General features: G+C 40.7%; 27 protein-coding genes. 22 read left to right on the top strand and 5 right to left on the bottom strand.

Annotated features, from left to right (window positions below; genetic code table 11):
- Positions 1-168: 168 nt before the first annotated feature.
- Complete coding sequence (locus ABVF21_RS03270) at positions 169-609, top strand: YlbF family regulator (RefSeq protein WP_226612726.1); 441 nt, start codon at positions 169-171, stop codon at positions 607-609.
- Positions 610-631: 22 nt separating this feature from the next.
- Here ABVF21_RS03270 and ABVF21_RS03265 read toward each other — a convergent pair whose 3' ends face one another.
- A complete protein-coding gene (locus ABVF21_RS03265; protein ID WP_194221314.1) occupies positions 632-952 on the bottom strand; it encodes a hypothetical protein in 321 nt (106 codons plus the stop codon).
- A 115-nt stretch (positions 953-1067) separates the two neighbouring features.
- Between ABVF21_RS03265 and ABVF21_RS03260 the strand changes: the two genes are divergently transcribed.
- Together ABVF21_RS03260 and ABVF21_RS03255 are read left to right on the top strand one after the other, a co-directional pair.
- Complete coding sequence (locus ABVF21_RS03260; RefSeq protein WP_098443273.1) at positions 1068-1343, top strand: YlbG family protein; 276 nt, start codon at positions 1068-1070, stop codon at positions 1341-1343.
- Positions 1344-1583: 240 nt separating this feature from the next.
- Positions 1584-2813, top strand: coding sequence for an MFS transporter (locus tag ABVF21_RS03255; protein WP_303531166.1), 1230 nt, complete (start codon positions 1584-1586; stop codon positions 2811-2813).
- 44 nt (positions 2814-2857) lie between these two features.
- On the opposite strand, the gene ABVF21_RS03250 is transcribed toward ABVF21_RS03255, so the two are convergent.
- Positions 2858-3244, bottom strand: coding sequence for a DUF7147 family protein (locus ABVF21_RS03250; protein ID WP_283152286.1), 387 nt, complete (start codon positions 3242-3244; stop codon positions 2858-2860).
- 114 nt (positions 3245-3358) lie between these two features.
- Here ABVF21_RS03250 and ABVF21_RS03245 point away from each other — a divergent pair, with 114 nt between their 5' ends.
- From ABVF21_RS03245 to coaD, 3 genes are all read left to right on the top strand, one after another.
- Entirely contained in the window at positions 3359-3679 is a 321-nt protein-coding gene (locus tag ABVF21_RS03245) for a hypothetical protein (RefSeq protein ID WP_303531169.1), read from the top strand.
- A 293-nt stretch (positions 3680-3972) separates the two neighbouring features.
- Complete coding sequence (gene rsmD, locus ABVF21_RS03240) at positions 3973-4560, top strand: 16S rRNA (guanine(966)-N(2))-methyltransferase RsmD (protein ID WP_276511842.1); 588 nt, start codon at positions 3973-3975, stop codon at positions 4558-4560.
- Positions 4561-4562: 2 nt separating this feature from the next.
- On the top strand, positions 4563-5057 hold the full coding sequence (coaD, locus tag ABVF21_RS03235) for a pantetheine-phosphate adenylyltransferase (protein WP_303531172.1): 495 nt from the start codon (positions 4563-4565) through the stop codon (positions 5055-5057).
- Positions 5058-5071: 14 nt separating this feature from the next.
- Here coaD and ylbJ read toward each other — a convergent pair whose 3' ends face one another.
- Entirely contained in the window at positions 5072-6301 is a 1230-nt protein-coding gene (gene ylbJ, locus ABVF21_RS03230; RefSeq protein ID WP_303531173.1) for a sporulation integral membrane protein YlbJ, read from the bottom strand.
- 137 nt (positions 6302-6438) lie between these two features.
- Between ylbJ and ABVF21_RS03225 the strand changes: the two genes are divergently transcribed.
- Entirely contained in the window at positions 6439-7227 is a 789-nt protein-coding gene (locus tag ABVF21_RS03225) for a patatin-like phospholipase family protein (protein WP_371017474.1), read from the top strand.
- The gene (locus ABVF21_RS03220) at positions 7224-8252 is read left to right on the top strand and encodes a SepM family pheromone-processing serine protease (RefSeq protein WP_303531176.1); all 1029 of its coding nucleotides are present in this window, start codon (positions 7224-7226) and stop codon (positions 8250-8252) included. The genes ABVF21_RS03225 and ABVF21_RS03220 overlap by 4 nt, the downstream gene beginning before the upstream one ends.
- Before the next feature lie 56 nt (positions 8253-8308).
- Here ABVF21_RS03220 and ABVF21_RS03215 read toward each other — a convergent pair whose 3' ends face one another.
- Positions 8309-9526, bottom strand: coding sequence for a nucleotidyltransferase (locus tag ABVF21_RS03215; RefSeq protein WP_371017473.1), 1218 nt, complete (start codon positions 9524-9526; stop codon positions 8309-8311).
- 186 nt (positions 9527-9712) lie between these two features.
- Here ABVF21_RS03215 and ABVF21_RS03210 point away from each other — a divergent pair, with 186 nt between their 5' ends.
- From ABVF21_RS03210 to ABVF21_RS03195, 4 genes are all read left to right on the top strand, one after another.
- Positions 9713-10249, top strand: coding sequence for a YceD family protein (locus ABVF21_RS03210; RefSeq protein WP_194221324.1), 537 nt, complete (start codon positions 9713-9715; stop codon positions 10247-10249).
- 46 nt (positions 10250-10295) lie between these two features.
- Positions 10296-10469 (top strand): 50S ribosomal protein L32, encoded by a 174-nt coding sequence (rpmF, locus tag ABVF21_RS03205; protein ID WP_048309912.1) that lies wholly within the window; start codon positions 10296-10298, stop codon positions 10467-10469.
- Positions 10470-10603: 134 nt separating this feature from the next.
- Positions 10604-11374 carry an enoyl-CoA hydratase/isomerase family protein gene (locus ABVF21_RS03200; protein WP_371017472.1) on the top strand — a complete coding sequence of 257 codons (771 nt, stop codon included), beginning with the start codon at positions 10604-10606 and terminating at the stop codon, positions 11372-11374.
- A gap of 191 nt (positions 11375-11565) precedes the next feature.
- Positions 11566-12129 (top strand): RsfA family transcriptional regulator, encoded by a 564-nt coding sequence (locus tag ABVF21_RS03195; protein ID WP_194221326.1) that lies wholly within the window; start codon positions 11566-11568, stop codon positions 12127-12129.
- Positions 12130-12158: 29 nt separating this feature from the next.
- Here the strand turns inward: ABVF21_RS03195 and ABVF21_RS03190 are convergent, their stop codons facing one another.
- Positions 12159-12632, bottom strand: coding sequence for an N-acetyltransferase (locus ABVF21_RS03190; protein ID WP_194221327.1), 474 nt, complete (start codon positions 12630-12632; stop codon positions 12159-12161).
- Positions 12633-12863: 231 nt separating this feature from the next.
- Here ABVF21_RS03190 and ABVF21_RS03185 point away from each other — a divergent pair, with 231 nt between their 5' ends.
- From ABVF21_RS03185 to ABVF21_RS03140, 10 genes are all read left to right on the top strand, one after another.
- Complete coding sequence (locus ABVF21_RS03185; protein WP_371017471.1) at positions 12864-14201, top strand: acetyl-CoA carboxylase biotin carboxylase subunit; 1338 nt, start codon at positions 12864-12866, stop codon at positions 14199-14201.
- Positions 14202-14225: 24 nt separating this feature from the next.
- A complete protein-coding gene (locus ABVF21_RS03180) occupies positions 14226-14438 on the top strand; it encodes a biotin/lipoyl-binding carrier protein (RefSeq protein WP_194221329.1) in 213 nt (70 codons plus the stop codon).
- Positions 14439-14491: 53 nt separating this feature from the next.
- Positions 14492-16024 carry an acyl-CoA carboxylase subunit beta gene (locus ABVF21_RS03175; protein WP_303531180.1) on the top strand — a complete coding sequence of 511 codons (1533 nt, stop codon included), beginning with the start codon at positions 14492-14494 and terminating at the stop codon, positions 16022-16024.
- A gap of 115 nt (positions 16025-16139) precedes the next feature.
- Positions 16140-17021, top strand: coding sequence for a 2-dehydropantoate 2-reductase (locus ABVF21_RS03170; protein WP_371017470.1), 882 nt, complete (start codon positions 16140-16142; stop codon positions 17019-17021).
- 18 nt (positions 17022-17039) lie between these two features.
- Positions 17040-17423 (top strand): DUF3397 domain-containing protein, encoded by a 384-nt coding sequence (locus ABVF21_RS03165; protein WP_371017469.1) that lies wholly within the window; start codon positions 17040-17042, stop codon positions 17421-17423.
- Positions 17424-17525: 102 nt separating this feature from the next.
- Positions 17526-19148 (top strand): bacillithiol biosynthesis cysteine-adding enzyme BshC, encoded by a 1623-nt coding sequence (gene bshC, locus ABVF21_RS03160; protein WP_371017468.1) that lies wholly within the window; start codon positions 17526-17528, stop codon positions 19146-19148.
- Positions 19149-19429: 281 nt separating this feature from the next.
- Complete coding sequence (gene mraZ / locus ABVF21_RS03155; protein ID WP_371017467.1) at positions 19430-19861, top strand: division/cell wall cluster transcriptional repressor MraZ; 432 nt, start codon at positions 19430-19432, stop codon at positions 19859-19861.
- A 34-nt stretch (positions 19862-19895) separates the two neighbouring features.
- Positions 19896-20825 carry a 16S rRNA (cytosine(1402)-N(4))-methyltransferase RsmH gene (gene rsmH, locus ABVF21_RS03150; RefSeq protein WP_303531185.1) on the top strand — a complete coding sequence of 310 codons (930 nt, stop codon included), beginning with the start codon at positions 19896-19898 and terminating at the stop codon, positions 20823-20825.
- Between the two features lie 35 nt (positions 20826-20860).
- Entirely contained in the window at positions 20861-21229 is a 369-nt protein-coding gene (gene ftsL / locus ABVF21_RS03145; protein ID WP_303531187.1) for a cell division protein FtsL, read from the top strand.
- Positions 21230-21249: 20 nt separating this feature from the next.
- Positions 21250-23460, top strand: coding sequence for a penicillin-binding protein (locus tag ABVF21_RS03140; RefSeq protein WP_371017466.1), 2211 nt, complete (start codon positions 21250-21252; stop codon positions 23458-23460).
- Positions 23461-23478: the final 18 nt, after the last annotated feature.

Below are 23478 nucleotides of genomic sequence, written 5' to 3'. Positions count from 1 at the left end.
GGACCCACAATCTAACATAGCTAAAATGAAAACACATAAATCTAGAAAATTATAGAGCTTACACCAAAAAAAGTCAATAACCAAATCGTGGATATTCACTTTACTAATATAGTAGAGGACTGGTCAGGAGGTTCCATGAAGTGGTAAGATAAATGTGGAGGTGTACGTATGATTGCTACTCTAGATAGTGTAATGATTTTAGACCAGGCCGAAGAGCTTGGATTTTTGATAAAAGATTCAGAAGTAGCTCATGAATATCATGAGGCAAAGAAGCAATTATCAAAGAATAGGGAAGCGCAGCGTTTGATTAAGCGTTTCACAGAAATGAAGGAACTTTATGATGAGGTTCAACGTTTCGGGCGTTATCATCCGGACTTTATGACGATTACTGTGAAAGTACGTGAAGCGAAGAGAGACATGGATCTTCACGAAGCGGTAGCGGCATTTAAGCAAGCGGAAACGGAACTCGAAGGCCTTCTAGTAGAGGTTTGTTCTCTATTAGCTGGTGAAGTGTCTCCTTCAATCAAAGTTCCATCTGGAAATCCTTTCTTTGATAATCAATCATGTGGGGGAGGCTGCGGCTCAGGCGGCAGCTGTGGATGTGGATAACCAGAGCTTTTGCTCTGGTTTTTCAATTTCGGTAACGTATACAGTCAGGACATAAGTTTCCGCAGCAAAACATCTTTTCTTGTGGTACGAGAAAGCGCACTCGATAAACAAGAAGATTTCTTTCTTCTCGAACGAATGAATATTCCATTCTCAATTGCTTCCCTCTCATGCATTTTGCCGCCTCTAATTTAATCAAGGTTTCAATCTCAGCTTTTATGATATCCGAATTTACTGTAAGATAAAGAAAGGGAATACCTGTGATTGTTTTTTTTGAAACAGACTTTACGGTATTTGACGTGGCTAGTTGATTTAGAAATGGACTCCAAATTTCATCAAGGTTCATTGAAGAGCATCCTTTCATAAACGCAGTCTACTGTTATCCTAACTGAATCATAATAAAATGACCATCACTCTGTTCATCGAACGAGTAGATTTCATAAGTAAAGGGGAAGCGCGTCATGTTTGTAGAACGAGTTGGCCTGGCAGTCTATATTCAGTCATTGAAGCATGCCAAGCAGTTAAGAAGGTTTGGAAATGTTCACTACGTTTCCTCAAAACAAAAGTATGTCGTGATTTATATTAATCTCGATCAATTGGAAACAACGAAAGAGCGCTTGAACTCTCTCCATTTTGTGAAGCGAGTGGAGCCATCCAAACGTCCAGAAGTGCAGACGGAATATCAAAATGCAAAGCCTGATAAAGCAAAACAATATGATTACAAGATGGGACTTTAAAAAGCCAATCCTAAAGGATGGCTTTTTTATTTTGCCTCATCACAGCGCGATCTTTCACTTGGAAGAGTCAAAAACCAAGCAACGGCACATAAGCCTTAAGAAATCTCTGTTGTTCATCCTGCGCTTTATGGAAAACCTCTTCTTTACCGGACCCTCATCCTAATGAAGAAAATCTAGTTTTAAAGGTTGATTATTTCGAAGCCCGAAGGATATAATGGTCGGATTAAAGGAAGTGACAAAATGGATAATTGGAAACGTAATGTCTGGATTTTGTTTGCTAGTCAATTTTTAGTTCTTGGTGCTATGACAATGATTATGCCGTTTCTACCTTTGTACGTTCAGGAACTTGGTGTAGAAGGAGAAAGTCAAATTAGTCTTTGGTCAGGTGTTATTTTTGGTGCGAATTTTTTAACTGCCTTTTTATTTTCACCATTCTGGGGACGTATGGCAGATCGACATGGACGGAAACTTATGCTACTTCGTTCAGGCTTCGGTATGGCTGTCGTGATTATTTTAACCGGATTTGCCACAGGTCCCTGGTCTTTACTTGGCTTACGTTTGTTAAATGGAGTTGTTTCAGGATTTATACCTGCCGCTATTGCACTAGTAGCGACAAACACGCCGAAGGAACACGTCGGATACGCGCTCGGCACTTTAAATTCTGGAGCTGTAGCTGGTGCTATTTGTGGTCCATTATTTGGTGGATTAATGGCTGAAACGCTAGGATTTCGAATGATCTTTAATATTACGGGTGTTGTGATATTGCTGGCGGCATTCGTTGTGTTGTTTCTTGTTAAAGAAGAGACAAAACCAGAACCATCAGCGAAAAAGGAAAAGAGTAATGCGATTAAAGATTTCAAGAAAGTAACTGTTCATTCACCGATGCTATCGTTAATGTTAGTAGGTTTTCTCGTGCAGTTTGCGCTTCTTGGAATGAATCCACTTATTCCACTCTTTGTACAACAGCTTACTTCAGGGGGAAATGTGGCTTTATTTGCAGGGATCGCTGCTTCTGTTATGGGTATTGCCAATATGTTAGCTTCTCCTAAACTCGGAAAAGTGGGAGATCGCAAGGGTTCACACCATGTTCTTTATTATTCATTAATAGGAGCGGCGATTTTCTCTATTCCGCAGGCCTTTGTTCAGGAGCTGTGGCAATTAATAGCTTTGCGCTTTTTGTTAGGGTTGTGTATTGGAGGATTACTGCCTTCCGTAAATTCACTAGTGAAAACACTGTCACCTGTCGGAATGGAAAGTAGAACATATAGCTTTTCTAATAGTGCCGTCTATTTGGGGAATTTGCTTGGACCAGTAACTGGAGGAGCGATTGTAGCGGTTATTGGGACAAGAGGTCTCTTTTTATTTGCAGGTATTATATTATTGATAAGTGTGGCCTATGTGAAAAGAAGAGTACTTCCAATTCTTGATCGGAAACGAGCGATATATGAAGCCAAAGAAATAACATCTTAACGTACAAAAGCAGGGGTCATTGGCCCCTGCTTTTGTTAATGAAATTATTGAAGTGGGGGAATCAGGTTATTTAAACGAAGAATACCGATGATGTAATTAAAGTATAGATCCTTCTCATTAAACTCACTTGAAGGCTTAATTTCCATTGGTATGATCGAAACGTCCAATTCCTTGCTTAGGTCTTCGAAGAGCTTTAAACGTTGCACAGAAGGCTCTTTAGAAGGAATTCCTTCTAAAGATATGTACAATGGCTGAAGGTTACCTTCTCCGGCAGGTTTTAAAACGACGACAGGCGATACGACTTGGCGGTCATTTTTGAGTGTTTTTAGTAATAACAAACGGTGAACACGATGGGAATTGGTTCTTGCAAGTTCAACTAATTCATAAATATCAGAATAGCCTTCTCCTAGTTCAATAAAGCGTTGAATCATAATGTTGTTCTCCTTTCAGTCACTTCAGAAATCCATTCATAATGTAGCATGAATTCATTATGATGGAAAGGATAAAGCGTTTGCATTAGAATGATAAGAAAGGAGGTTAACTCTATGGTCTCGATTCTGCTTCTAGTTATTTTAGTAGGGGGCTTGCTCTATTTATACTGGAAAGGACGAAATGCTAGAGAGGAAACCATCGATAAAAAATTGATTCAAGGGCTTATTATTGCGGATATCTTAGCAGCTCTAGTTTTACACGGTGTTATTACAGCTGCAGAGGCTGAAATGCTTTCTGATCAATCACTATCTGACGTTGAAGATTATTTGTTTAGTCACACTGGCATTAATGAAGGAACTTTTGGGGATTGGATTCAGCATGATTGGGATGGCATTCAGGCGATCGATATGCCACTTGATTTAGACCCTGGATAAGAAAGAACTTTCTTTTTAGCTGATCGAGCAAAAGAGAGCAAATATCACTTCACAAAAAAACCCGCAGTAAATCCTGCGGGTGCCTTAAGCTGTGAAGCCAAGGCAAATGGGAGAGGAGAAACCGGAGGAAGAACTTATGGGGAAACGTAAGTCTTTCTCCGCGGTTGGCAGCACCATTTCGTATGAACGATGCTACTACGTTTAGTATCACCATCGCCTTTTCGTTTATACATTGATTTTAGCTTTCCCTTTTTTTGTGGTAGGATAAGTAGGAATATGGAAAGGATAAGGTTGTGAGAGAGATGCGTATAATTGCAGGAGATTGTAAAGGAAGGCATATTAAACCTGTTCCAGGAACCTCTACAAGACCAACGACAGATAAAGTAAGAGAGTCGATTTTTAATATGATTGGCCCTTTTTTTGATGGCGGAATGGCGCTTGATTTATATGGAGGCAGTGGGGCGCTAGGAATTGAAGCGTTAAGCCGTGGGATTGAGAAATGTGTGTTTGTTGATCGCGAGAATAAAGCCATTGAAACGATCAAGTGGAACCTAGAACAAACGAAGTTTACGGAATCCGCGGAAGTTTTTCGAAATGATTCAAAACGAGCGTTAAAAGCACTTCAAAAACGAGAAGTAGCTTTTTCACTTGTTCTTTTGGATCCTCCTTATCATAAAGAGCAAATTCTTCATGATCTTGAAAAGCTGACAGCGTATGATTTGTTAGAGGAAAATGCAACAATCGTTGTCGAGCACAAGAAAGAAGTGACATTACCAGAAGAATTTGCGGGTTTACGGATGATTCGTGAGGAAACGTATAGTGGTAAAACGACGATTTCAATTTATACATATGAACAGTCGGGTGTTGAGAAGGAGGAATAGTCATGGGAAAAATTGCAGTTTGTCCAGGCAGTTTTGACCCGGTGACATTTGGTCATCTGGATATTATTAAACGAGGCGCAAGAGTTTTTGACAACATTAAGATTGTTGTTCTAAATAATCAAAGCAAATCAACGCTGTTCTCAGTAGAAGAACGGGTCGAGCTATTGAAAGAAGCGACGAAAGACATTCCAAATGTAACAGTAGATTCCCATAACGGGCTATTAATCGAATATGCGAAACGCGTAGGAGCATCAACGATTTTACGCGGGCTGCGTGCCGTTTCAGATTTTGAATATGAAATGAAAATTGCTTCAATCAATCGCAAGCTTGAAGATGAAATTGAAACTTTCTTTATGATGACAAACAATCAATATTCATTCTTAAGCTCAAGTATTGTGAAAGAGGTAGCAAAATACCACGCCCCTGTATCAGACCTTGTTCCAGAGATTGTTGAAAATGCCCTCAGAGAAAAGTATGGAGAATCCCCGTTAGGCTAACGGGGGTCTTTTTTCTACTTAAACCCCTTTCGCTTCGTTTGCTTAAATTGCTGTGTGCATAACACGATGAACGTTAGTAGGAAGAATAGTGTAATCCAGGGACCTGTTTGCTCAAGAAATGAGTAAACTGATTCAATAATGGACGGTGTATCTTCTCGATTCAAAACAGGAAGCGATCCATTTCCCGAAGATAAATAGTTTAAATAGAGTGGTTTCCAGATGACGAGCGTTAGGAAAGCCGCGAAGAAGCCATGAAGTAATCTGGCGAAAAAAAAGGGCTTAAATCGAATATCGGTATCTGCCAAAATACTTGCGACCTGTGCTTGTACGGAAAGACCGTTAAAAGCAAGAATGAAGCTCGTAATCATAGCCTGCGCAACTAGAGTAGCTGAACTTTCACTTGCGAGCTGGCTACCTAGTGTGATTTCAAACATTCCGGAAAGCAGAGGAACATCAAGCTCTGGTGGAAGCTGAAGGAGAATCAGGATAGACCTAAGTGCTCCAGCAAGTAATGGTGCAAGACCAATGACAGAAAGCAGTTCATTTAATACTGAGAATAGAATGATAAACCCACCAACCATTAATAATGTTTTGATAGAAGAATGAACAGCATCACCCATCATTTTGCCGAATGGACGCTTGTCATTCATTCGGGTGTCATGAAGTGCAGTGAAAGCTAAACTAAGTCTCGACTGATGTGATCGTATGGTAACAGTGGGATGGTGATCTTCCGGGTGATGAAAACGCATGACTAGTCCAACCATGATATTCCCGCCATAGTGAGCGGCAGCAAGAATAACGCCAAGTGCAGGATTATGGAAAAATCCAACCCCAACAGCAGCAAAGATAAAGAGCGGATTCGAACAGTTCGTAAATGAAACGAGTCGCTCGCCTTCGATGGCTGTAATGTCATTGTTTTGGCGAAGATGTGCTGTGTATTTCGCTCCTGCAGGAAATCCAGAGGCAACTCCCATAGCAAAAACAAAAGCACCTGATCCTGGTACACGAAATAGTGGTCGCATCAAAGGTTCTAATAGAATCCCTATAAATCGCACAACCCCAATACCAATCAACAGTTCAGAAATAATAAAAAAGGGTAATAAAGAGGGGAATACAATATTCCACCACATTGATAAACCACTTTTGGAGGCATCTAGAGTGTGTTCTGGAAATAAAATAACGGCGAGAGCAACGATCGTAACTGACGTTGCAAGCAATAATGTTTTCACTACTTGAACGTTCACAAGTACATTCCTCCCACTATTTGATCGTCTTAAGTCAATTCAAATATGCATCAAACCTGTCCGATAATTAAAATATACGTATGTGAGGCACAATTAGACCATATGATTAAGCAGGTATAGACAGGGAGGCGTTCTCAATGAACCGTCCTAAAATCGGATTAGCTCTCGGTTCCGGAGGAGCGAGGGGATTCGCTCATTTAGGGGTGCTAAAAGTACTTATTCAAGAAAAAATACCAATTGATTACATTGCAGGAAGCAGCATGGGCTCTTTAGTAGGGGCAATTTATGGTTCGGGACACGATGTCGATACGATGGAGAAAATGGCATCGCTTTTTCGACGAAAATATTATTTGGATTTTACAGTACCAAAGATGGGATTTATTGCAGGTAATAAAGTAAAGAGTTTAATTGAAACATTAACGCAGGGAAAGCAAATTGAGGATATGAATCCTCCACTTGCGATTGTGGCGACGGATATTATTAAAGGAGAGAAAGTAGTCTTTCGTTCTGGTCCTGTTGCACAGGCTGTTAGAGCCAGCATCGCTATTCCGGGAATTCTTGTCCCTGAAAAAATAGGTGATAGGCTTCTTGTTGATGGTGGTGTGATTGATCGTGTTCCTGTATCTGTAGCAAGAGAAATGGGGGCAGATCTTGTGATTGCTGTTGATGTTTCAAACGTAAAGAAAGAGCCTGATGTTACATCAATTATTGACGTGATTATGCAAAGTATTGATATTATGCAAAATGAAATGGTAAGGCTTCATGAAATTAATGCAGATGTCATGATTAAACCTGGCTTAGAATCATTTCAATCAAGAGCATTTACGAATGTGATGGATATTATTAAAATTGGAGAGGAAGAAGCCTACCGCCACCTTGATCAAATTCATCAGGCGGTGAAGGTGTGGAAGGAGAAAAATAAATGAACCGAGGCACAAAGAGATTCACCTATGTGTGGGCGATTATCATTGTATTGGTTGCTGCCGTTACATTCATTGATCTCCCATATTATGTAACGACACCGGGAGAAGCAAGAGTGTTAGATGAAGTAATCAATGTTGAAGGTGGCTCACAAGATGGTGGAGAGTTTATGCTCACGACTGTCCGAGTCGGAGAAGCAAACTTAGTTCAATATATATGGGCGCAATTTAATGAGTATCATGAATTGATCGCAGAAGACTTAATTAAGCGTGAAGGTGAATCGGACGATGAGTATCACCAAAGACAGCTTGATGTGATGGCTAATTCACAAACGAGTGCCACAATCGTTGCTTATGAAGCCGCAAAGAAAGAGATAAAAGTCACGAAAAATGGTGTCCTAGTAACGGGTATAATAGAAGGCATGCCGGCAGATGGGAAATTAGAACTGGGTGATTTGATTGTTGAGGTTGAAGGGAAAAGGATTGAGGAAACGGAACAGCTGCTTGATGAACTAGGGTCCTATGAGGAGTCAGATACGGTTAATATGACGATCAAAAGAGGCGATCAAGAAAAGCAGATAGAGCTAGGTTTCTCGAAATTCCCTGAAGCATATGGAACAGAAGATGATAAAGTTGGCGTTGGTATCACTGGTCCAGTAACAGCAACGTCAATTGAAACAGATCCCTCTATTAATATCAATACAGATGAAATTGGCGGACCATCAGCCGGGCTAATGTTCACGTTAGAAATTTACAATCAGTTAACCAAAGAAGATTGGACAAAAGGGTACGACATTGCCGGAACAGGTACGATTAATGAAAGTGGAGAGGTTGGACCTATCGGCGGGATTAAACAAAAAATCGTGGCAGCTGATGGATCTGGAGCTGAAATATTCTTCGCCCCAGTGGCTCACTCCAACTACGATGATGCTATGGAAGCGGCAGAAGATATCGATACAGATATGAAAATTGTCCCAGTCGAAACATTCCAGGATGCTATTGACTATTTAAAGCAATTAGACGTGAAGTAAAACGTGAGCGTTGGATACTTATAAAAATCACCCTGCCATAATAGCAGGGTGATTTTTTAATCGATCATAATTGGGACAGATTGATGCTCTTTCTGTAGAAACGCTTCTTGATGGAAACCTGAATAGCCGAGCGCATAAACTTGACTAGCGCGTCTCTCAACTGTAAGAAAAGGATGATCAAACTGGTTGATGTTCGATACAAGAGGAACGGGAAGAGAGTTTTTCTTTTCATTAAGGAATGATCTTCCAGCTTTCGTCATACCAAGAATTCGAACGTAAGGAGCATCCTTGTTCTCCAAAGCAGGCAACATATCATTTTTACTTGTTTGTGTTAGAATATGGAGCGCTAAGCGTTGGATTCTTGTCCATGTATACCGTTTCGTTTTCACGAGTTCCATGAAGGATTGAAACGTTTGGGCTTGCTTCGCCATTGTAGCTAGACGATTCTCAAGTCCTTCCTCCGCTTCATAAATGGAGGAAAGGTGAACATTACTAGAAGTAAGCAGCTTATAGCGAAGCAAATGATAAAGGTTATGCCATCCCTGAAAAGAATCATATGTCCGTTGGTAGTTTGTTAATTCAGAATAAGTTGGTTCTGGCACGTAAGCCTGAATTTGATCAAGAGAACTGCCTTTAAATAATTCTCGTCGAATGCCAGTCGCACTTGCTATTCTTTTATCAACGAAGTCTTGGTCATGGTAGCCTGCCTTTGTACGAAGTATCGTTAATGGTTCGATGAGAGCATTCTGTGCCTGTATGGCTTTCACATAATGGTAGCCTAATATATTGTTGGGCTGTGATAGGTCAAGAACGTGAGCGTGTCCTTCAAGGCTTTCAAAAGCTAGTGAAGAAGCTTTCGGATAGCTGTTACCTTGTCCCATATAATATTTAATGCGTTCGTTGTAGTCTTTCTCGTGCATTTCGATAAACGATGCAGTCTCTTGAAACTCTTCGATGTCTCCAGATTCACTTCCGAAACAAACGTAATCGACTCCGAGTGAATTTAAGATTGAGATAGCACCCTTCGCAAAAATTTCCGCTTTTTGGGTAGCATATACGTAAGGTAATTCTACTACAAGATCAATTCCGTTTTTTAAGGCCATTTGTGTTCGTGTCCATTTATCAACGAGTGCTGGTTCTCCTCTCTGAAGAAAAGATCCGCTCATGACTGCAACGATTACATCAGCGTTGGCCGCTTTTTTTGTTTCATTTAAATGATGCAAATGTCCATTGTGAAAAGGGTTATATTCCACAATAACTCCAGCAGATGTCATTCGGCTGCTCCTCTCTGTCCCTTGTATAAGGGACGTACATTTTTATTAGTTGAATTCAAGGTTTTTCCTCTGGTATGATAAACATTATACCAAGATTAATGATGAAACAACTGGTGTAAAGAAAAAATATTGACATTTACGTATTTTGTAGCTATAATACTTTTGTTGCCTTGAGGTGATATACAGATGAAATGGTCAATTGAACAATTGAAGTCCTTTAAACTAAAAGGCCTTACAATTGACGAAGAAGTAAATGTAGAGGAACTGAAGGAACGTAATCCAGATATTCGTGAGATTACACCAGTTCATGTTACCGGAGAAACATCGTTTCACGGTAATAAGGTTACCTTTCATCTAACAGTGAAAGGCAAAATGGTTCTTCCATGTGCCAACACACTAGAGGATGTTGATTTTCCGTTCGTAATTCGCCCAATGGAGACATTTGTGCTTGAAGCAAACACAAGTGGCGTTGATTTTGAGGTGGAAGATGAAGAAATTCATCAAGTTTCGGGAAATACGGTTGACTTAGTTCCGTATATTAAGGAAAATATACTTTTGGAGATTCCGATTCGAGTTGTGAAATACAGCTCTGAATCTGATGAAATGCCAAAAAAATCCGGAAATGGATGGGAAGTCATTACGAAAGAACAACCGAAAGAAAAGGTTGATCCTCGTATGGCCGGTTTAGCTGATTTTTTCAACAAGGAAAATGAAGATAACTAAGCCTGACTTCCGTAAGATCAGTTAACTTTTTAAGGAGGTGGAAACAATGGCAGTACCAGCTAGAAGAACTTCTAAAACGCGTAAAAATAAGCGTCGTACTCATTATAAATTAGAAGTACCAGGAATGGTAAAATGCCCTAATTGCGGCGAATTCAAACTTTCTCACCGTGTTTGTAAAGAGTGTGGAAATTACAAAGGTGAAAACGTAGTAAGCAAGTAATGTTGAAAAGCAGAGAGAGAAATCTCTCTGCTTTTTTTTACGTTTTAATTATTCGATTATTTAAAAACATTTAACTACGAATAGTAAAAAGAATGAGCGCTCAATAAGTTGAACTATATAAGGTGGGATGATGGATGACGAGTGTAAAAGTGGAGAGTCGTAACGAAGCAGCAATTCTTACGATTAATCGCCCTGAGCAAAGAAATGCGATTAATTATGAGGTGATGGATCAGTTAATGGCGGCAATTGATAAGGCGGAATCTGATCCAAATGTAAAATACCTCGTTGTAACCGGAAGCGGAGATAAGGTATTTTGTAGCGGCGGGGATGTAAGGGCTTTCAAGGAACTTTACACTGAAGAGCAGGCATATACGATGCTTCGGAAAATGGGTGATGTGCTAGACCGCTTGTTTTTCTGTCAGAAACCAACTGTGGCTCTACTGAATGGTCATGCTGTTGGAGGTGGGCTTGAACTTGCTATTGCGTGTGACTTTCGGATAGCGAAAAAGAATATTCAAGTAGGTTTCATCCAGGGATCGATCGGGCTAACGACAGGCTGGGGCGGATCCACGTACGCTCTAACAAGAATGAATCATGGGGAAGCGATGAAAATGCTCATGAGTGCTGATCGCTATTCTGATCAAGAAGCCCTTGCAAATGGATGTCTTACATATGTAACCACACACGCTTCTTTTCAAGACGATGCTTACCAATACATAGAAAATCTGTTAAAGCGTTCTCCTTTGATCCTCTCTACTTATAAGTCTTACTGGTTAACTAGTCTAGATCAAAATCTGATTCGAGATAGAGTTGAGAAAGAAATAAGAAGCTGTGCGATTCTATGGGCGACCGAAGAGCACCATCATGCTGTGGCAAGATTCTTGAATAAAAGTGGTAGGCGTTAACTCCATCGTATCCTATGCCTTAAAGTTAACATAATTAGCTATCATAGCTCTTTTTATAGACGTTTTAGCGATTGACTTAATCTGAAATTGACCCAATAGATAAGAAAATAGATTCTTTCATGAATAGAAGAGTCTACTACCTCTAGTAAATGCATAAGATGACTGTAAAACGGTTATTGGGGGGATTGCGATTGGTACCAATTCGCCAGGATGCATGGTCAAAAGACGAAGATGTGTTGTTAGCCGAAGTCGTTTTACGTCATATAAGAGAATTCAGCACACAACTAGCTGCATTTGAGGAAGTAGGGAAAACACTTTCTCGAACGCCGGCTGCGTGCGGTTTCCGATGGAACTCCTTGATTCGAAAACAGTACGAAGCAGCGATAACATTAGCAAAGAAACAGCGTAAGGAACAGAAAAAGAACCAATCACAGTCGAAACGTGAATCGGTAGAAGAGGATCGAAGCATTGATTTAATTGACGAAGCGATCAGCTTATTAATCACATCCAAAACGCACCTTGCCGAATCAAATCAACATGAAGCTTCATTACAAGAAGCTATGGCTGAAAACCTGCAACTCAAACAGCATCTTCATCAACTAGAGAAAGAATATATGTCAGTACAGGAAGATTACCAATCTTTATTAGAGATCATGGAAAAAGCAAGAAAGATGGTTATTTTCCAAGAAGAAGATCAAGGGAATTTGCGATTTCAGATGGATGCTAATGGGAATTTAGAGAAAATAAAGAAATAGGAGCAGCCAGGGCTGCTCCTATTTCTTTATTATTCTTGTTCGGAAACGCCTTCTGGGTACCAAACATACGGATTTTCGCCTCGATCGCGATCAGGTTGATACGTAACGGCTTCAAACCCCATCTTCTCCCAGAATTCACCTGAACCTTGTCTCGCATTTGTTTTCACTGGAACATTAAATGTTTTTGCGAAATTAACAAGAGTCGAACCATAATCTCGATTATGATACTGCGGAAGCACTTCAAGCTTCCAGAGCTCCAGGTAATCCTGTGGTGGATCGAAGTAACGATCATATTTTCCATCGATTCGATAAAGGCTCATTCTAGCTACTAGTTTGTCAGCGTAGTAGATGCCATAGAATGGCGATTCACTATCATTTTCGATGATATTATCCTGAAGATCCTCCATCATGGATAGTTCCTGAATGCCGAACTCTTTAAATTTCTTAAACTCCTCAAGAGTTTTGTAATTGATTACAAGTGGACGAACTGTTAAGTCTACCATAGCGGCCCCCTCCGTCAAATGTGCTTATTTAATCTCTAAGATGAATAGAAGTATAAACTTCCTTCTCATTTATATTATAACCGAAAACACGAAACTTTTCCTCATTTCAAAAAACAAAGTATAAAAGGAATAATTTGAATATTTATTGAAACGTGAAGCGGAATTAATGATATGATAAATGTAAGGGTTTTCAAAAACCTGGTTCATGATTGTAATGAGAGGGGCGATAGTTTGAAAAAAATCCTAATTGCAAACCGTGGCGAAATTGCTGAACGAATCATTCGAACATGCAGCAGACTAGGAATAGAGACGGTTGCTGTTTATTCTAGCGCTGACAAAGATCTTCCATATGTAAACCAAGCAACAACGGCTCATCACATTGGAGATCCACCAGCAGCTAAATCCTACTTAAATCAGGATGAAATTCTTCGAATCGCGCAAGAAGAGAAGGTGGATGCAGTCCATCCCGGATATGGCTTCTTGTCTGAGAACGCCTCTTTTGTAAGAAAGATTGAAGAGAGAGGGATAACGTTTATCGGACCATCTGCTGATGTGGTTGAAGCAATGGGTGATAAAATCACCGCGAGAAAAACAATGCAAGAAGCAGGGGTACCGGTCGTTCCGGGCAGTGGTGAAATTGAGGATGTGACCGAAGCGATCGCATTTGCAAATGAAATCAACTACCCGATCATGTTAAAAGCAGCTGCAGGCGGAGGCGGGATTGGCATGCAGCGCTGTGAAAATGATCAAGAGTTAGAAAAAGCGTTCGTATCAAGTCAGAACCGTGCTAAAGCCTATTTTGGTAACGGGGCGATGTTCGTCGAAAAATTCATTGACGATGCGCGCCATATCGAAGTGCAAATTGTAGGAGACGACAATGACAATATCGTCCATCTGTTCGAAAGAGATTGCTCGATACAGAGGCGCAATCAGAAGGTGCTTGAAGAAACGCCATCACCTTTTTTGTCCGAAAAGACTCGTGTTCAAATAGGAGAAGCCGCTTTATTAGCTGCTAAGCATGTTCATTATACAAATGCTGGGACAGTAGAATTTGTGATGGATCAGAATGAAAACTTTTATTTTCTAGAAATGAACACCAGGTTACAAGTAGAGCATCCGATCACGGAAGAAACTGTTGGAGTAGATTTAGTTGAATGGCAGCTCCTTGTTGCACAAGGTAAAGACTTACCTTTGAAGCAAGAAGATATTGTGCCAACTGGTCATAGTATTGAATTTAGGCTATATGCAGAAGATCCAACATCGTTCATGCCATCACCTGGCAAAATTGAAACGCTAAAGTTTCCTGAAATAGAAGGGGTTCGGATTGATGCAGGCTACGAAAGTGGTTCAAGTGTTTCCCCGTTCTACGATCCGATGATTGCCAAAATTATTGTGTCAGGCGCTACTCGTAAAGAAGCAATCGACAAAGGAGAGGCTTTCTTTAAGGATTTCTCATTAACTGGGATCAAGCATAATGGTCCGTTGTTTACCCAATTACTAGGTGAGCGTCATTTTCAAGAGGGGAACTATTCGACGTCTTATTTAGCTCGTCATCATATTAAAAAATAATCAATGAGAAAAGGAATGATGAAAATGCAAGAAATAAAAGCATCAATGGCTGGAACGGTATTAAACGTAATGGTAGGAGAAGGAGATTCAATTACAGCAGGTCAGGAGCTTGTGATGCTTGAATCGATGAAAATGGAAATTCCGATTGAAGGTGTAGAGGAAGGAACGGTCACAGAGGTGAAAGTAAGCGTTGGTGATTTTGTTAACGAAGGTGATGTTCTCGTTACCGTTAAGTAAGGAAGCTAGCTGAACGAGCGCTCGATCTAATCATAAACAAAGGAGGATTCAAAATGAATCATCTTGAAGAACTTTTAGCCACTAAAGCTACAGAAGTAGAAGGTGGTGGATCTGACAAATACCATCAAAAGCTAAAGGAATCGAATAAGCTTTTTGTGCGTGACCGACTTAAGCTTCTATTTGATAACGGTGAATATACGGAAGATGGTAAATTCGCGAACTATCATGCGAAAGATCTTCCTGCAGATGGAGTTGTCACCGCGATTGGCAAAGTGAATGGAGAAAAGGTTTGTGTGATGGCCAATGATTCTACTGTTAAGGCAGGATCTTGGGGTGCGAGAACGGTTGAGAAGATTATTCGCATTCAAGAAACAGCAATGAGCTTGAAAGTACCTCTCTTGTATTTGGTCGATTCAGCCGGAGCTAGAATTACGGATCAGCTTGAAATGTTTCCAAATCGACGTGGGGCTGGAAGGATTTTTCATAATCAAGTGAAAATGTCTGGAATGGTACCACAAGTTTGCTTGCTGTTTGGACCCTCAGCCGCCGGTGGCGCATACATACCAGCTTTCTGTGATATTGTCATTATGGTCGATAAAAACGCGTCGATGTATCTTGGTTCACCTAGGATGGCTGAAAAAGTAATAGGGGAAAAAGTAACGTTAGAACAAATGGGTGGTGCACGAATGCACTGCAGTACAAGCGGGTGCGGTGACGTTCTTGCTGCAAACGAGGAGGAAGCGATTGAACTTGGTAGGAACTACCTTAGTTATTTTCCGGGGAATTTCCATAAGCGCTCACCTCATCTAGAAGGTAAGCTACCTTCCCTTGAAAAGTCAATCAGTGATATCGTCCCTGAAAATCAAAATGCGCCATTTAACATGTATGACTTAATTGAGGCACTCGTGGATAGTGAAAGCTTTTTTGAAATGAAGAAGCTCTTTGCGCCAGAGTTGATTACTGGTTTTGCTCGAATAGATGGACGAGTAGTTGGATTGATTGCCAATCAACCAAAGGTTAAAGGCGGCGTTCTTTTCGTTGATTCTGCAGATAAGGGTGCGAAATTTATTCAGCTCTGCGATGCCTATCATATTCCTCTAGTGTTTCTTGCGGACGTTCCTGGATTTATGATTGGAACGAAAGTTGAAAGTGCTGGGATTATTCGCCACGGCGCTAAATTGATTGCGGCAATGAGCTCGGCTACGGTACCAAAGATCTCGGTAGTCGTGAGGAAAGCTTATGGAGCGGGGTTGTATGCGATGGCAGGCCCTGCATTTGAACCTGATTGCTGCATAGCTCTTCCGACTGCACAAATTGCCGTAATGGGACCTGAAGCTGCAGTCAATGCTGTTTATGCTAATAAGATAAATGCGATTGAGGATCCTAAGGAACGTATGGAATACGTCAAAGAGAAGCATCAGGAGTATAAAGAACACATTGATATTTACAAACTTGCTTCTGAATTAATTGTGGATGACATTGTTCCCGGAAGTGAGCTACGGGGAGTTTTAGTGGATCGATTAAGCTACTATGAATCAAAAGAAGTGGCAGCGCCAGATAAGAAACACCCTGTTTATCCTGTATAAAAGTCGTAAAATCCCTTAACTTAACTGTTAAGGGATTTTTTACTCATCATTGACGAGAACCTGTGCTAAACTTTAAGAAGAATATCATGTGTTAGACAAGAGGGTGACGAAAAAGTTGAATATTACGGTTATCGGAGCTGGATCAATCGGTTTACTGTTAGCATCAAAATTTGCGATGGAAGAGCACGTCGTTACAGTCGTATGTCATCGAAATGAACAAGCCGATCTGCTCAATCGAGGGATCACATATAAACAAGGAGAAAATATACGCGTAGCGCATGTGCGATCCACGCATCTTCTGGCGGGGGACGAATCGGATTTACTAGTTGTTGCAGTGAAATCGAATCAAGTTCCTTCTGTTATAAAGATGATTCAAAAGGTATACCGGGATAACCATTTACCTGATATCCTTTTTGTACAAAACGGCATGGGGCACCTTTCTCATTTATCATTACTACAGCATAATATTCTAGTTGGAGTTATTGAGCATGGCGCAAAGAAGGTAGATGAGAGAACGGTCGAACACACAGGAAGCGGCGTTATAAGAGTGAGTGCATTTAGTGGTCTTCCTAATCCGCTTGCAAACCTCTCAACCAGGAATTTTCCGATTTATTATGAAAGTGACTGGTACCAGATGCTTGCAAAAAAACTTATTGTGAACTGTGCGATTAATCCTCTCAGCGGAATTTATCACGTAACAAATGGAGAGTTGCTCCAAAATCCAAGGTTTTATAGTGTGATGCGAGAATTAGTTAAGGAGACCTGTCGCGTACTTCAATTAGAGTATGAAGATGCTTGGAATGATACGCAGCTTATATGCAGGCGAACGAGCTCGAATGCGTCATCTATGCTTGCAGACTTAAAGGCGGGAAGAGTGACAGAGATCGATGCGATCACAGGCTTTATTCTTAAAGAAGCTGAATTAAATGGCCAATACGTTCCTTATTCTAGGTTTGTCTACGACAGTGTGAAGGGTCTTGAGATGTTAAATAGATAGAGAAAGGAGTCTCATGAAATGGAAAACCTCTTATCATGGATTGTAGCAACGGCCGTAACCATTCCGCTGCTTGCCTGGTACCTGGTCTATATTATTACGGTAAAAACGACGCGGAAGAAAAAGTTCTCCTTTCGTCTTGCGGTAGATGTTTCAACGATCTTTTTTATCTTAAGCGTTCACTTTATTCTCGTTGAATTACTTGGTCAATCATTTCTTTTGGTCATTCTACTAATGATTATTGGAGCGGCTGGTGCATTTACCGTGCTTCATTGGAAAATGAAAGATGATGTCGAGATTCACAAAGTGATAAAAGGTGCGTGGCGTTTTAATTTTCTATTGTTTTCTACAGGGTATATTGTTTTAGTGCTTATTGGGTTAGTTCACCGAATTCTATCGGTCTAACTTATAAGCTTTTTTTTTGGTAGCAATGAGGAAGTTTGATATACTAACAAAGGATTAAATAGGCGGAGTTCCGCATTTGTGTCAAGAAAGGAAGAAATATAAATGAAACTCAAAGAAACATTCCTTCCAGGATCAAATGTCATTGCGACAGATTACATTGCTGAGAAAAAAGGAATCTCAGCTTTTTTTGACTATACATATCAGCATGATTCATCATATGAAAAGCGATACGAAGAGTTAATGGAACGTCATCAAGATCGTGCGAATTTAACGCAACACTTGATGGAGTTTAATAAGCAATTTGAAGCAGAAGGACCGGCGCTAGCAAATATCGAGCGTTTACAACAGCCAGAAGCGGTAACCGTTGTTGCAGGACAACAGGCTGGGCTGTTAACTGGCCCCCTTTATACGATCAATAAAGCGATATCGGTCATTAAGTTAGCAGCAGAGAAAGAACGCAAGCTAGGTGTACCTGTTATCCCTATTTTTTGGGTAGCGGGAGAAGATCATGATTATCATGAAGTCAATCATATTTATTCGTATGACGAAGGGCGAGAGCGCAAAGAGGCAGTGCCTCAAAAGCAAATGACAAAGCAGGCATTGTCTGATATATCGCTTGATCGTGATGCGATTAACTCCTGGACGCGTGACATGCTCAAACGATTTGGCGAAACCTCTTATACGAAAGAGATTCAAGGGTTTCTAGAACGTGTAACTGAGAAATCTAATACGTACGTGGATCATTTTTGTTACATCATGACAAAGCTTTTTTCAAAGCATGGACTTGTGCTCGTAGATTCAGGTAACCGAGATTTTCGCCGTCTACAGACGGACGCGTTTAAACAAATGATTCATCAAAACGAAACAATCAATGAAGGTGTTTTAACCCAGGCGGCTCATCTTCGTGAAGAGAATTATCCAATTGGTGTCGATCTTGATGACCTACAAGCAAATTTATTCGTAAAGGTAAACGGCGAACGGATATTACTAGAACGAATAAACGGAAGATTTGAGGGGAAAACCGCTTCCGTTTCCTACTCAATAGAAGAGCTGCTTGAATTAGCGGAACGTCAGCCGGAAGATTTAAGTAACAATGTTGTGACGCGACCGATCATGCAAGATGTTATGTTTCCTGTGCTAGGTTTCGTGGCTGGACCAGGTGAACTTGCTTACTGGGCTTTACTGAAGCCAGCCTTTCATACTTTCGGAATAAAAATGCCTGTCATCGTGCCGCGACTGACATTTACGTTTGTAGAGCGGCATATTCAAAAGTATATCGGTGATCTCTCTTTATCAGACGAAGAAATTTTAAAGTCAGGGATTGATCACATGAAAGAATCCTACGTGCGTCATTTAGATGATGTAGGGATCGGGGCTACATTTAAGGATGCTAAGTTGAAAGTGGACGATATTCATCAAAACCTTCGCGAATTAACAGAATCCGTTGATCATGGACTTAATCGCTTTGCTGAAAAAAATGGCCTGTTTCTTCAAAGACAGCTTGATCTTCTTCAGCAAAAACTTTATCAATCACTCGAGTATCAGCATGAAAATACGCTGGATAAATTCGATGAAGTAGGCTTTGCGTTAAAACCTAACGGAGCGCCTCAAGAGCGGAAGTGGAACGCAGTCTATTATTTGAATTGGCATGGTATGGATTTTGTGGATCAAGTGATGGAACTTGAGCTTCCGTTTAATGATAAGCATAAGGTGATTTATCTTTAAGGGATAGAAGGAAAGCTGCCGGAGGATTCTGGCAGCTTTTTTGATTTAGCCAATATATTCTAATTTTGGCCAATATAGCTGCTATAGGGCATGATTTTAAGCGGGTGACAGGCACCCGCGGAATGGCGAGTAGCCTTTTTGTTTGAAAATCAAATGTTTTTAAATAAAAATCCCGCTGAACAGCAGGATTTTTGTTTTGTGGTACGAATTATTTTTTTAGTGGTGAAAAGTGGGGAGTTGTGGTAACTTAGAGGTAGAAAGTGGGAGAGGTGGAGGAAGCCATGTTTATGGGGGAATATCAGCATACTGTTGATGAAAAAGGCAGAATGATCATTCCCGCTAAGTTTCGTGAAGAACTTGGTGAAACCTTCGTCCTCACTCGCGGGTTAGATAAATGCATCTTCGGCTACCCAATGACAGAATGGGAAGTTCTTGAAGAGAAGATGAAAACACTCCCTTTTACAAAGAAAGATGCTCGTGCTTTTACCCGATTCTTTTTCTCAGGTGCAACTGAATGCCAACTGGATAAACAGGGCAGGGTAAATATTGCCGGAACATTACGCCAGTATGCAGGGCTTGAGAAAGAATGCGTTGTGATTGGTGTTTCAAATCGATTAGAAATTTGGGACAGAGCCGTTTGGGAAGAGTATTTCAATGCATCAGAAGAGTCTTTCTCTGAAATCGCGGAAAGTATGATGGATTTCGATTTGTAGAAGGCCAATATGGAATGAAGGTTAAGGTGTAGCTATGTTTGAACACATTACAGTATTAAAAGAAGAAGCAGTGAACGCACTAAATATTAAAGAAGATGGCATTTATGTTGACTGTACGCTTGGCGGCGGCGGTCATTCAAAAGCAATCCTGGATAAGCTTACCACAGGACACCTCTATGCTTTTGATCAGGATCAATGGGCAATAGATAACGCTAAAACAACACTTGCAGGCTATGAGGACAAGCTGACAGTTATTGAACGAAACTTTAGCTTCATCAAAGAAGCCCTCTCTGACCTTGGTGTTGAAGGTGTTGATGGCATTTTATTCGACCTAGGTGTTTCCTCTCCGCAGCTTGATAAAGGTGAGCGGGGGTTTAGTTATCAGCATGATGCTCAGCTCGATATGAGAATGGACCAATCTTCCAGTTTATCGGCGTATGAAGTGGTGAATGAATGGCAGTATGAACGCCTCGTCTCGATTTTTTTCAAATTTGGTGAAGAAAAGTTTTCAAAACAAATCGCTCGCAAAATTGAAAAAGCAAGAGACTTAAAACCGATTGAAACCACATTTGAACTCGTTGATATTATTAAGGACGCTATTCCAGCACCTGCGAGAAGGAAGGGAGGACATCCCGCTAAAAGAATTTTTCAGGCTATTCGAATAGCAGTGAATGATGAGCTTAAAGTATTTGAAGAGGCTCTTAAAGATGGGATGTCTATTTTGAACTCTGGTGGCAGAATGAGTGTGATTACGTTCCATTCTCTTGAAGATCGGATTTGCAAAACGACAATGAAGGAAGCGGCCTCTGGGCCTGAACTTCCGCCTGGAATGCCGATTATTCCAGACGCCTATCAACCTGATATCAAGCTTGTAACAAGAAAGCCGATTCTTCCGTCAGAAGAAGAACAAGAAGCAAATAGACGCGCACGATCCGCAAAGCTTCGTGTAGCCGAGAAAGTGTAAAGATAAAAATATAAAGAGGTGCAAGGGGGAAAATGATGAGTAACCTGGCGTATAAGTATCAGCAGCAGCAAACGCAAAAAAAACAAGTTGAAACGAAACAGCAAGCCGTTCATGTGGAACGTGGACGAATCACTAAAGGAGAGAAGTTGCTCTGGATGATGCTTGTACTAACGTTCGTGGCGGCGTCGATCTTTATGGTTTCTAATTACGCTAAGATTTATAATTTGAATACTGGCCTGCAACAAGCGGAAGCAGACCAACGTGCTCAAGTGAAACAGAATGAAGAGCTTCAGGTTAAAGTGACAGAATTAAGTGCGCCTGGTCGAATTGTGAACATTGCCGAAGATAAATTAGGCATGGAACTGAATGATCAAAATGTAGAAGTGATCAACAAAGGATCATAATTTCGGAGGTTTGCACTGTCATGAAAGAAACAAACAAGAACTCACATATTAATGTTGGAGCAGCGATTTTAATGTCACTATTTGTCCTGCTCTTTTTTGCTTTTATTGGACGGTTTTTCTACATCGAGTGGACACAGGCGGTATCAGGTTCCGATGGTGAAAAAGTGGACTTGATGGAGCTTGGAAAAGATAAGTGGACTAGAAGCAAAATTCTCGAAGCGGATCGCGGTACGATCTTTGACCGAACAGGTGAGAATGCTCTAGCTACCGATATTCCTTCCTTTACGCTAAGAGCGATTTTGGATAAAGAATATGAAGATCATGTAGAAAACGTCGATAAAACAGCTGCTGCGCTTGCACCTATTATTGAGATGGAAGAATCCGACGTGAAAGAAATTTTATCAAGAGACGACCTTTTTCAAGTAGAATTTGGTGCATCGGGTAAAGATTTAAGCTTAACTCAAAAAGAAAAAATAGAAGAAATGGATTTACCAGGAGTTGGATTCATCCCAACGAAAACAAGACTTTATCCGAACGAAGAGTTTGCTTCCCATCTTCTTGGTTTTACAAATGAAAATGATGATGGCGTGCAGGAAGGTTTACTAGGATTAGAAAAGGAATTGAATAAATATCTCATGCCGCAGGAAGGGAAAGAAACGTATCAAAGTGATCGTGAAGGGTTTAGACTTCCTTATGGAAACGAAAATATCACCCCTTCTAAAAGTGGCAACGATGTTTATTTAACAATTGATCAAAAAATCCAAGTGTTAATGGAAAATGCTTTGAATGAGGCACAGGAGAAATTCAATCCTGAACGAATGACGGCGATTGTGGCAGATCCAGATACAGGTAAAATCCTAGCGATGGGCAATCGTCCAACCTTTGATCCAAACTTAAGAAACGTTTCTAATTACACGAATATGGCTCTTACAGCATTTGAGCCAGGTTCGACTATGAAAATTTTCACTGTTGCATCAGCCATTGAAGAAGGTGTATACAATGGAGACGAGCTCTTTCAATCAGGTCAATATTCAGTACCTGGTGGCCGAGTGAGTGATCATAATGGTGGTGAAGGGTGGGGGGCAATTAGTTTTGATGAAGGTATTCGACAATCCTCTAACGTTGCAGCTTCCATCCTTGTTAAAGAAAAACTAGGCTATGAGAAGTATAAGGATTACTTAACTAAATTCGGATTGGATTCGAAAACAGGTATTGATCTCCCAGGGGAGTCTTCTTCAAGAATTACTTATGGTGGAGAGCTTGAACGAATTACGACTGGATTTGGACAAGGATCTACGATAACGCCAATCCAACAAGTACAAGCTATAACTGCAATAGCTAACGGCGGTAAGATGATGAAGCCATATGTCATAGAAAAAATAGTTGATCCTGAATCTAACGAAGTGAAGCTGAATCACGAACCTGAAGTAGCTGGAGAACCTATTTCTAAAGACACCGCTAAACAAACGCGAGATCTTTTACGTACGGTAGTGACGGATGGCACAGGTACCCCATATAACATTGAAGGTTACGAGATTGCTGGTAAAACCGGTACAGCTCAAATTTCACAAGGTTCAAAGGGCTATATGAGCGGATATGGAAATAACATCTTTTCGTTTATAGGTATGGCACCTGCAGATGATCCGGAGTTAGTAGTCTATGTTGCTGTTGATCGCCCGCAGCTTGAATATCCTGAACTAGGAAGTGACCCTGTTTCTTTAATCTTTAACACAGTTATGAAAAATAGTCTTCAATATTTAAATATTGATCCGATGGAAAAGAAAGAAGAAACGTCCGAAGAAAGCTCAAAGAAAGAGAGCGGTCAAGTATTAACAGAAGTGACGGGCATGAATGCAGACGAGGCGAAGAAAGAACTTGAAGCGAAAGGCTTATCGGTTACAGTACTTGGTGATGGAGAGGTCACAGGTCAATCTCCTCATGCAGGTACGAAAATCCTCGATAATGAACGAATTATTTTGCGTGCAGAAGGTAGTGCGAAAATGCCTGATATCACGGGGTGGTCTCTAGCTGACGTTATGAAGTTAGTCGAGCTAATGGACCTTAAACCGAATGTCATGGGAGCTGGATATGTTACGAAGCAAGGCATTAACAAAGGAAGTAATATCAAAAAAGACGACTATCTAGTCGTTGAGCTGAAGTCTCCTTCTTCTGAAGAAGAAGAACCAGAACAAACGGAAGCTGAGGAAGATGCGGAGCCAATTACAGACTAGCAGGTCTATCTAAACCGT

The sequence above is a fragment of the Pseudalkalibacillus sp. JSM 102089 genome, assembly GCF_041366475.1.
GTDB classification, from domain to species: domain Bacteria; phylum Bacillota; class Bacilli; order Bacillales; family Guptibacillaceae; genus Guptibacillus; species Guptibacillus hwajinpoensis_B.
The sequence above is the reverse complement of the archived record's forward strand: the minus strand, read 5'-3'. Positions and strand labels throughout refer to the sequence as shown.

Excerpts from the sequence above, each read along its gene's own strand:
- ABVF21_RS03270 (WP_226612726.1), top strand. The coding sequence starts at position 169 with ATGATTGCTACTCTAGATAGTGTAATGATTTTAGACCAGGCCGAAGAG.
- ABVF21_RS03265 (WP_194221314.1), bottom strand. The coding sequence starts at position 952 with ATGAACCTTGATGAAATTTGGAGTCCATTTCTAAATCAACTAGCCACG.
- ABVF21_RS03260 (WP_098443273.1), top strand. The coding sequence starts at position 1,068 with ATGTTTGTAGAACGAGTTGGCCTGGCAGTCTATATTCAGTCATTGAAG.
- ABVF21_RS03255 (WP_303531166.1), top strand. The coding sequence starts at position 1,584 with ATGGATAATTGGAAACGTAATGTCTGGATTTTGTTTGCTAGTCAATTT.
- ABVF21_RS03250 (WP_283152286.1), bottom strand. The coding sequence starts at position 3,244 with ATGATTCAACGCTTTATTGAACTAGGAGAAGGCTATTCTGATATTTAT.
- ABVF21_RS03245 (WP_303531169.1), top strand. The coding sequence starts at position 3,359 with ATGGTCTCGATTCTGCTTCTAGTTATTTTAGTAGGGGGCTTGCTCTAT.
- coaD (WP_303531172.1), top strand. The coding sequence starts at position 4,563 with ATGGGAAAAATTGCAGTTTGTCCAGGCAGTTTTGACCCGGTGACATTT.
- ABVF21_RS03225 (WP_371017474.1), top strand. The coding sequence starts at position 6,439 with ATGAACCGTCCTAAAATCGGATTAGCTCTCGGTTCCGGAGGAGCGAGG.
- ABVF21_RS03220 (WP_303531176.1), top strand. The coding sequence starts at position 7,224 with ATGAACCGAGGCACAAAGAGATTCACCTATGTGTGGGCGATTATCATT.
- ABVF21_RS03215 (WP_371017473.1), bottom strand. The coding sequence starts at position 9,526 with ATGACATCTGCTGGAGTTATTGTGGAATATAACCCTTTTCACAATGGA.
- ABVF21_RS03210 (WP_194221324.1), top strand. The coding sequence starts at position 9,713 with ATGAAATGGTCAATTGAACAATTGAAGTCCTTTAAACTAAAAGGCCTT.
- rpmF (WP_048309912.1), top strand. The coding sequence starts at position 10,296 with ATGGCAGTACCAGCTAGAAGAACTTCTAAAACGCGTAAAAATAAGCGT.
- ABVF21_RS03200 (WP_371017472.1), top strand. The coding sequence starts at position 10,604 with ATGACGAGTGTAAAAGTGGAGAGTCGTAACGAAGCAGCAATTCTTACG.
- ABVF21_RS03190 (WP_194221327.1), bottom strand. The coding sequence starts at position 12,632 with ATGGTAGACTTAACAGTTCGTCCACTTGTAATCAATTACAAAACTCTT.
- ABVF21_RS03180 (WP_194221329.1), top strand. The coding sequence starts at position 14,226 with ATGCAAGAAATAAAAGCATCAATGGCTGGAACGGTATTAAACGTAATG.
- ABVF21_RS03175 (WP_303531180.1), top strand. The coding sequence starts at position 14,492 with ATGAATCATCTTGAAGAACTTTTAGCCACTAAAGCTACAGAAGTAGAA.
- ABVF21_RS03165 (WP_371017469.1), top strand. The coding sequence starts at position 17,040 with ATGGAAAACCTCTTATCATGGATTGTAGCAACGGCCGTAACCATTCCG.
- bshC (WP_371017468.1), top strand. The coding sequence starts at position 17,526 with ATGAAACTCAAAGAAACATTCCTTCCAGGATCAAATGTCATTGCGACA.
- mraZ (WP_371017467.1), top strand. The coding sequence starts at position 19,430 with ATGTTTATGGGGGAATATCAGCATACTGTTGATGAAAAAGGCAGAATG.
- rsmH (WP_303531185.1), top strand. The coding sequence starts at position 19,896 with ATGTTTGAACACATTACAGTATTAAAAGAAGAAGCAGTGAACGCACTA.
- ftsL (WP_303531187.1), top strand. The coding sequence starts at position 20,861 with ATGAGTAACCTGGCGTATAAGTATCAGCAGCAGCAAACGCAAAAAAAA.
- ABVF21_RS03140 (WP_371017466.1), top strand. The coding sequence starts at position 21,250 with ATGAAAGAAACAAACAAGAACTCACATATTAATGTTGGAGCAGCGATT.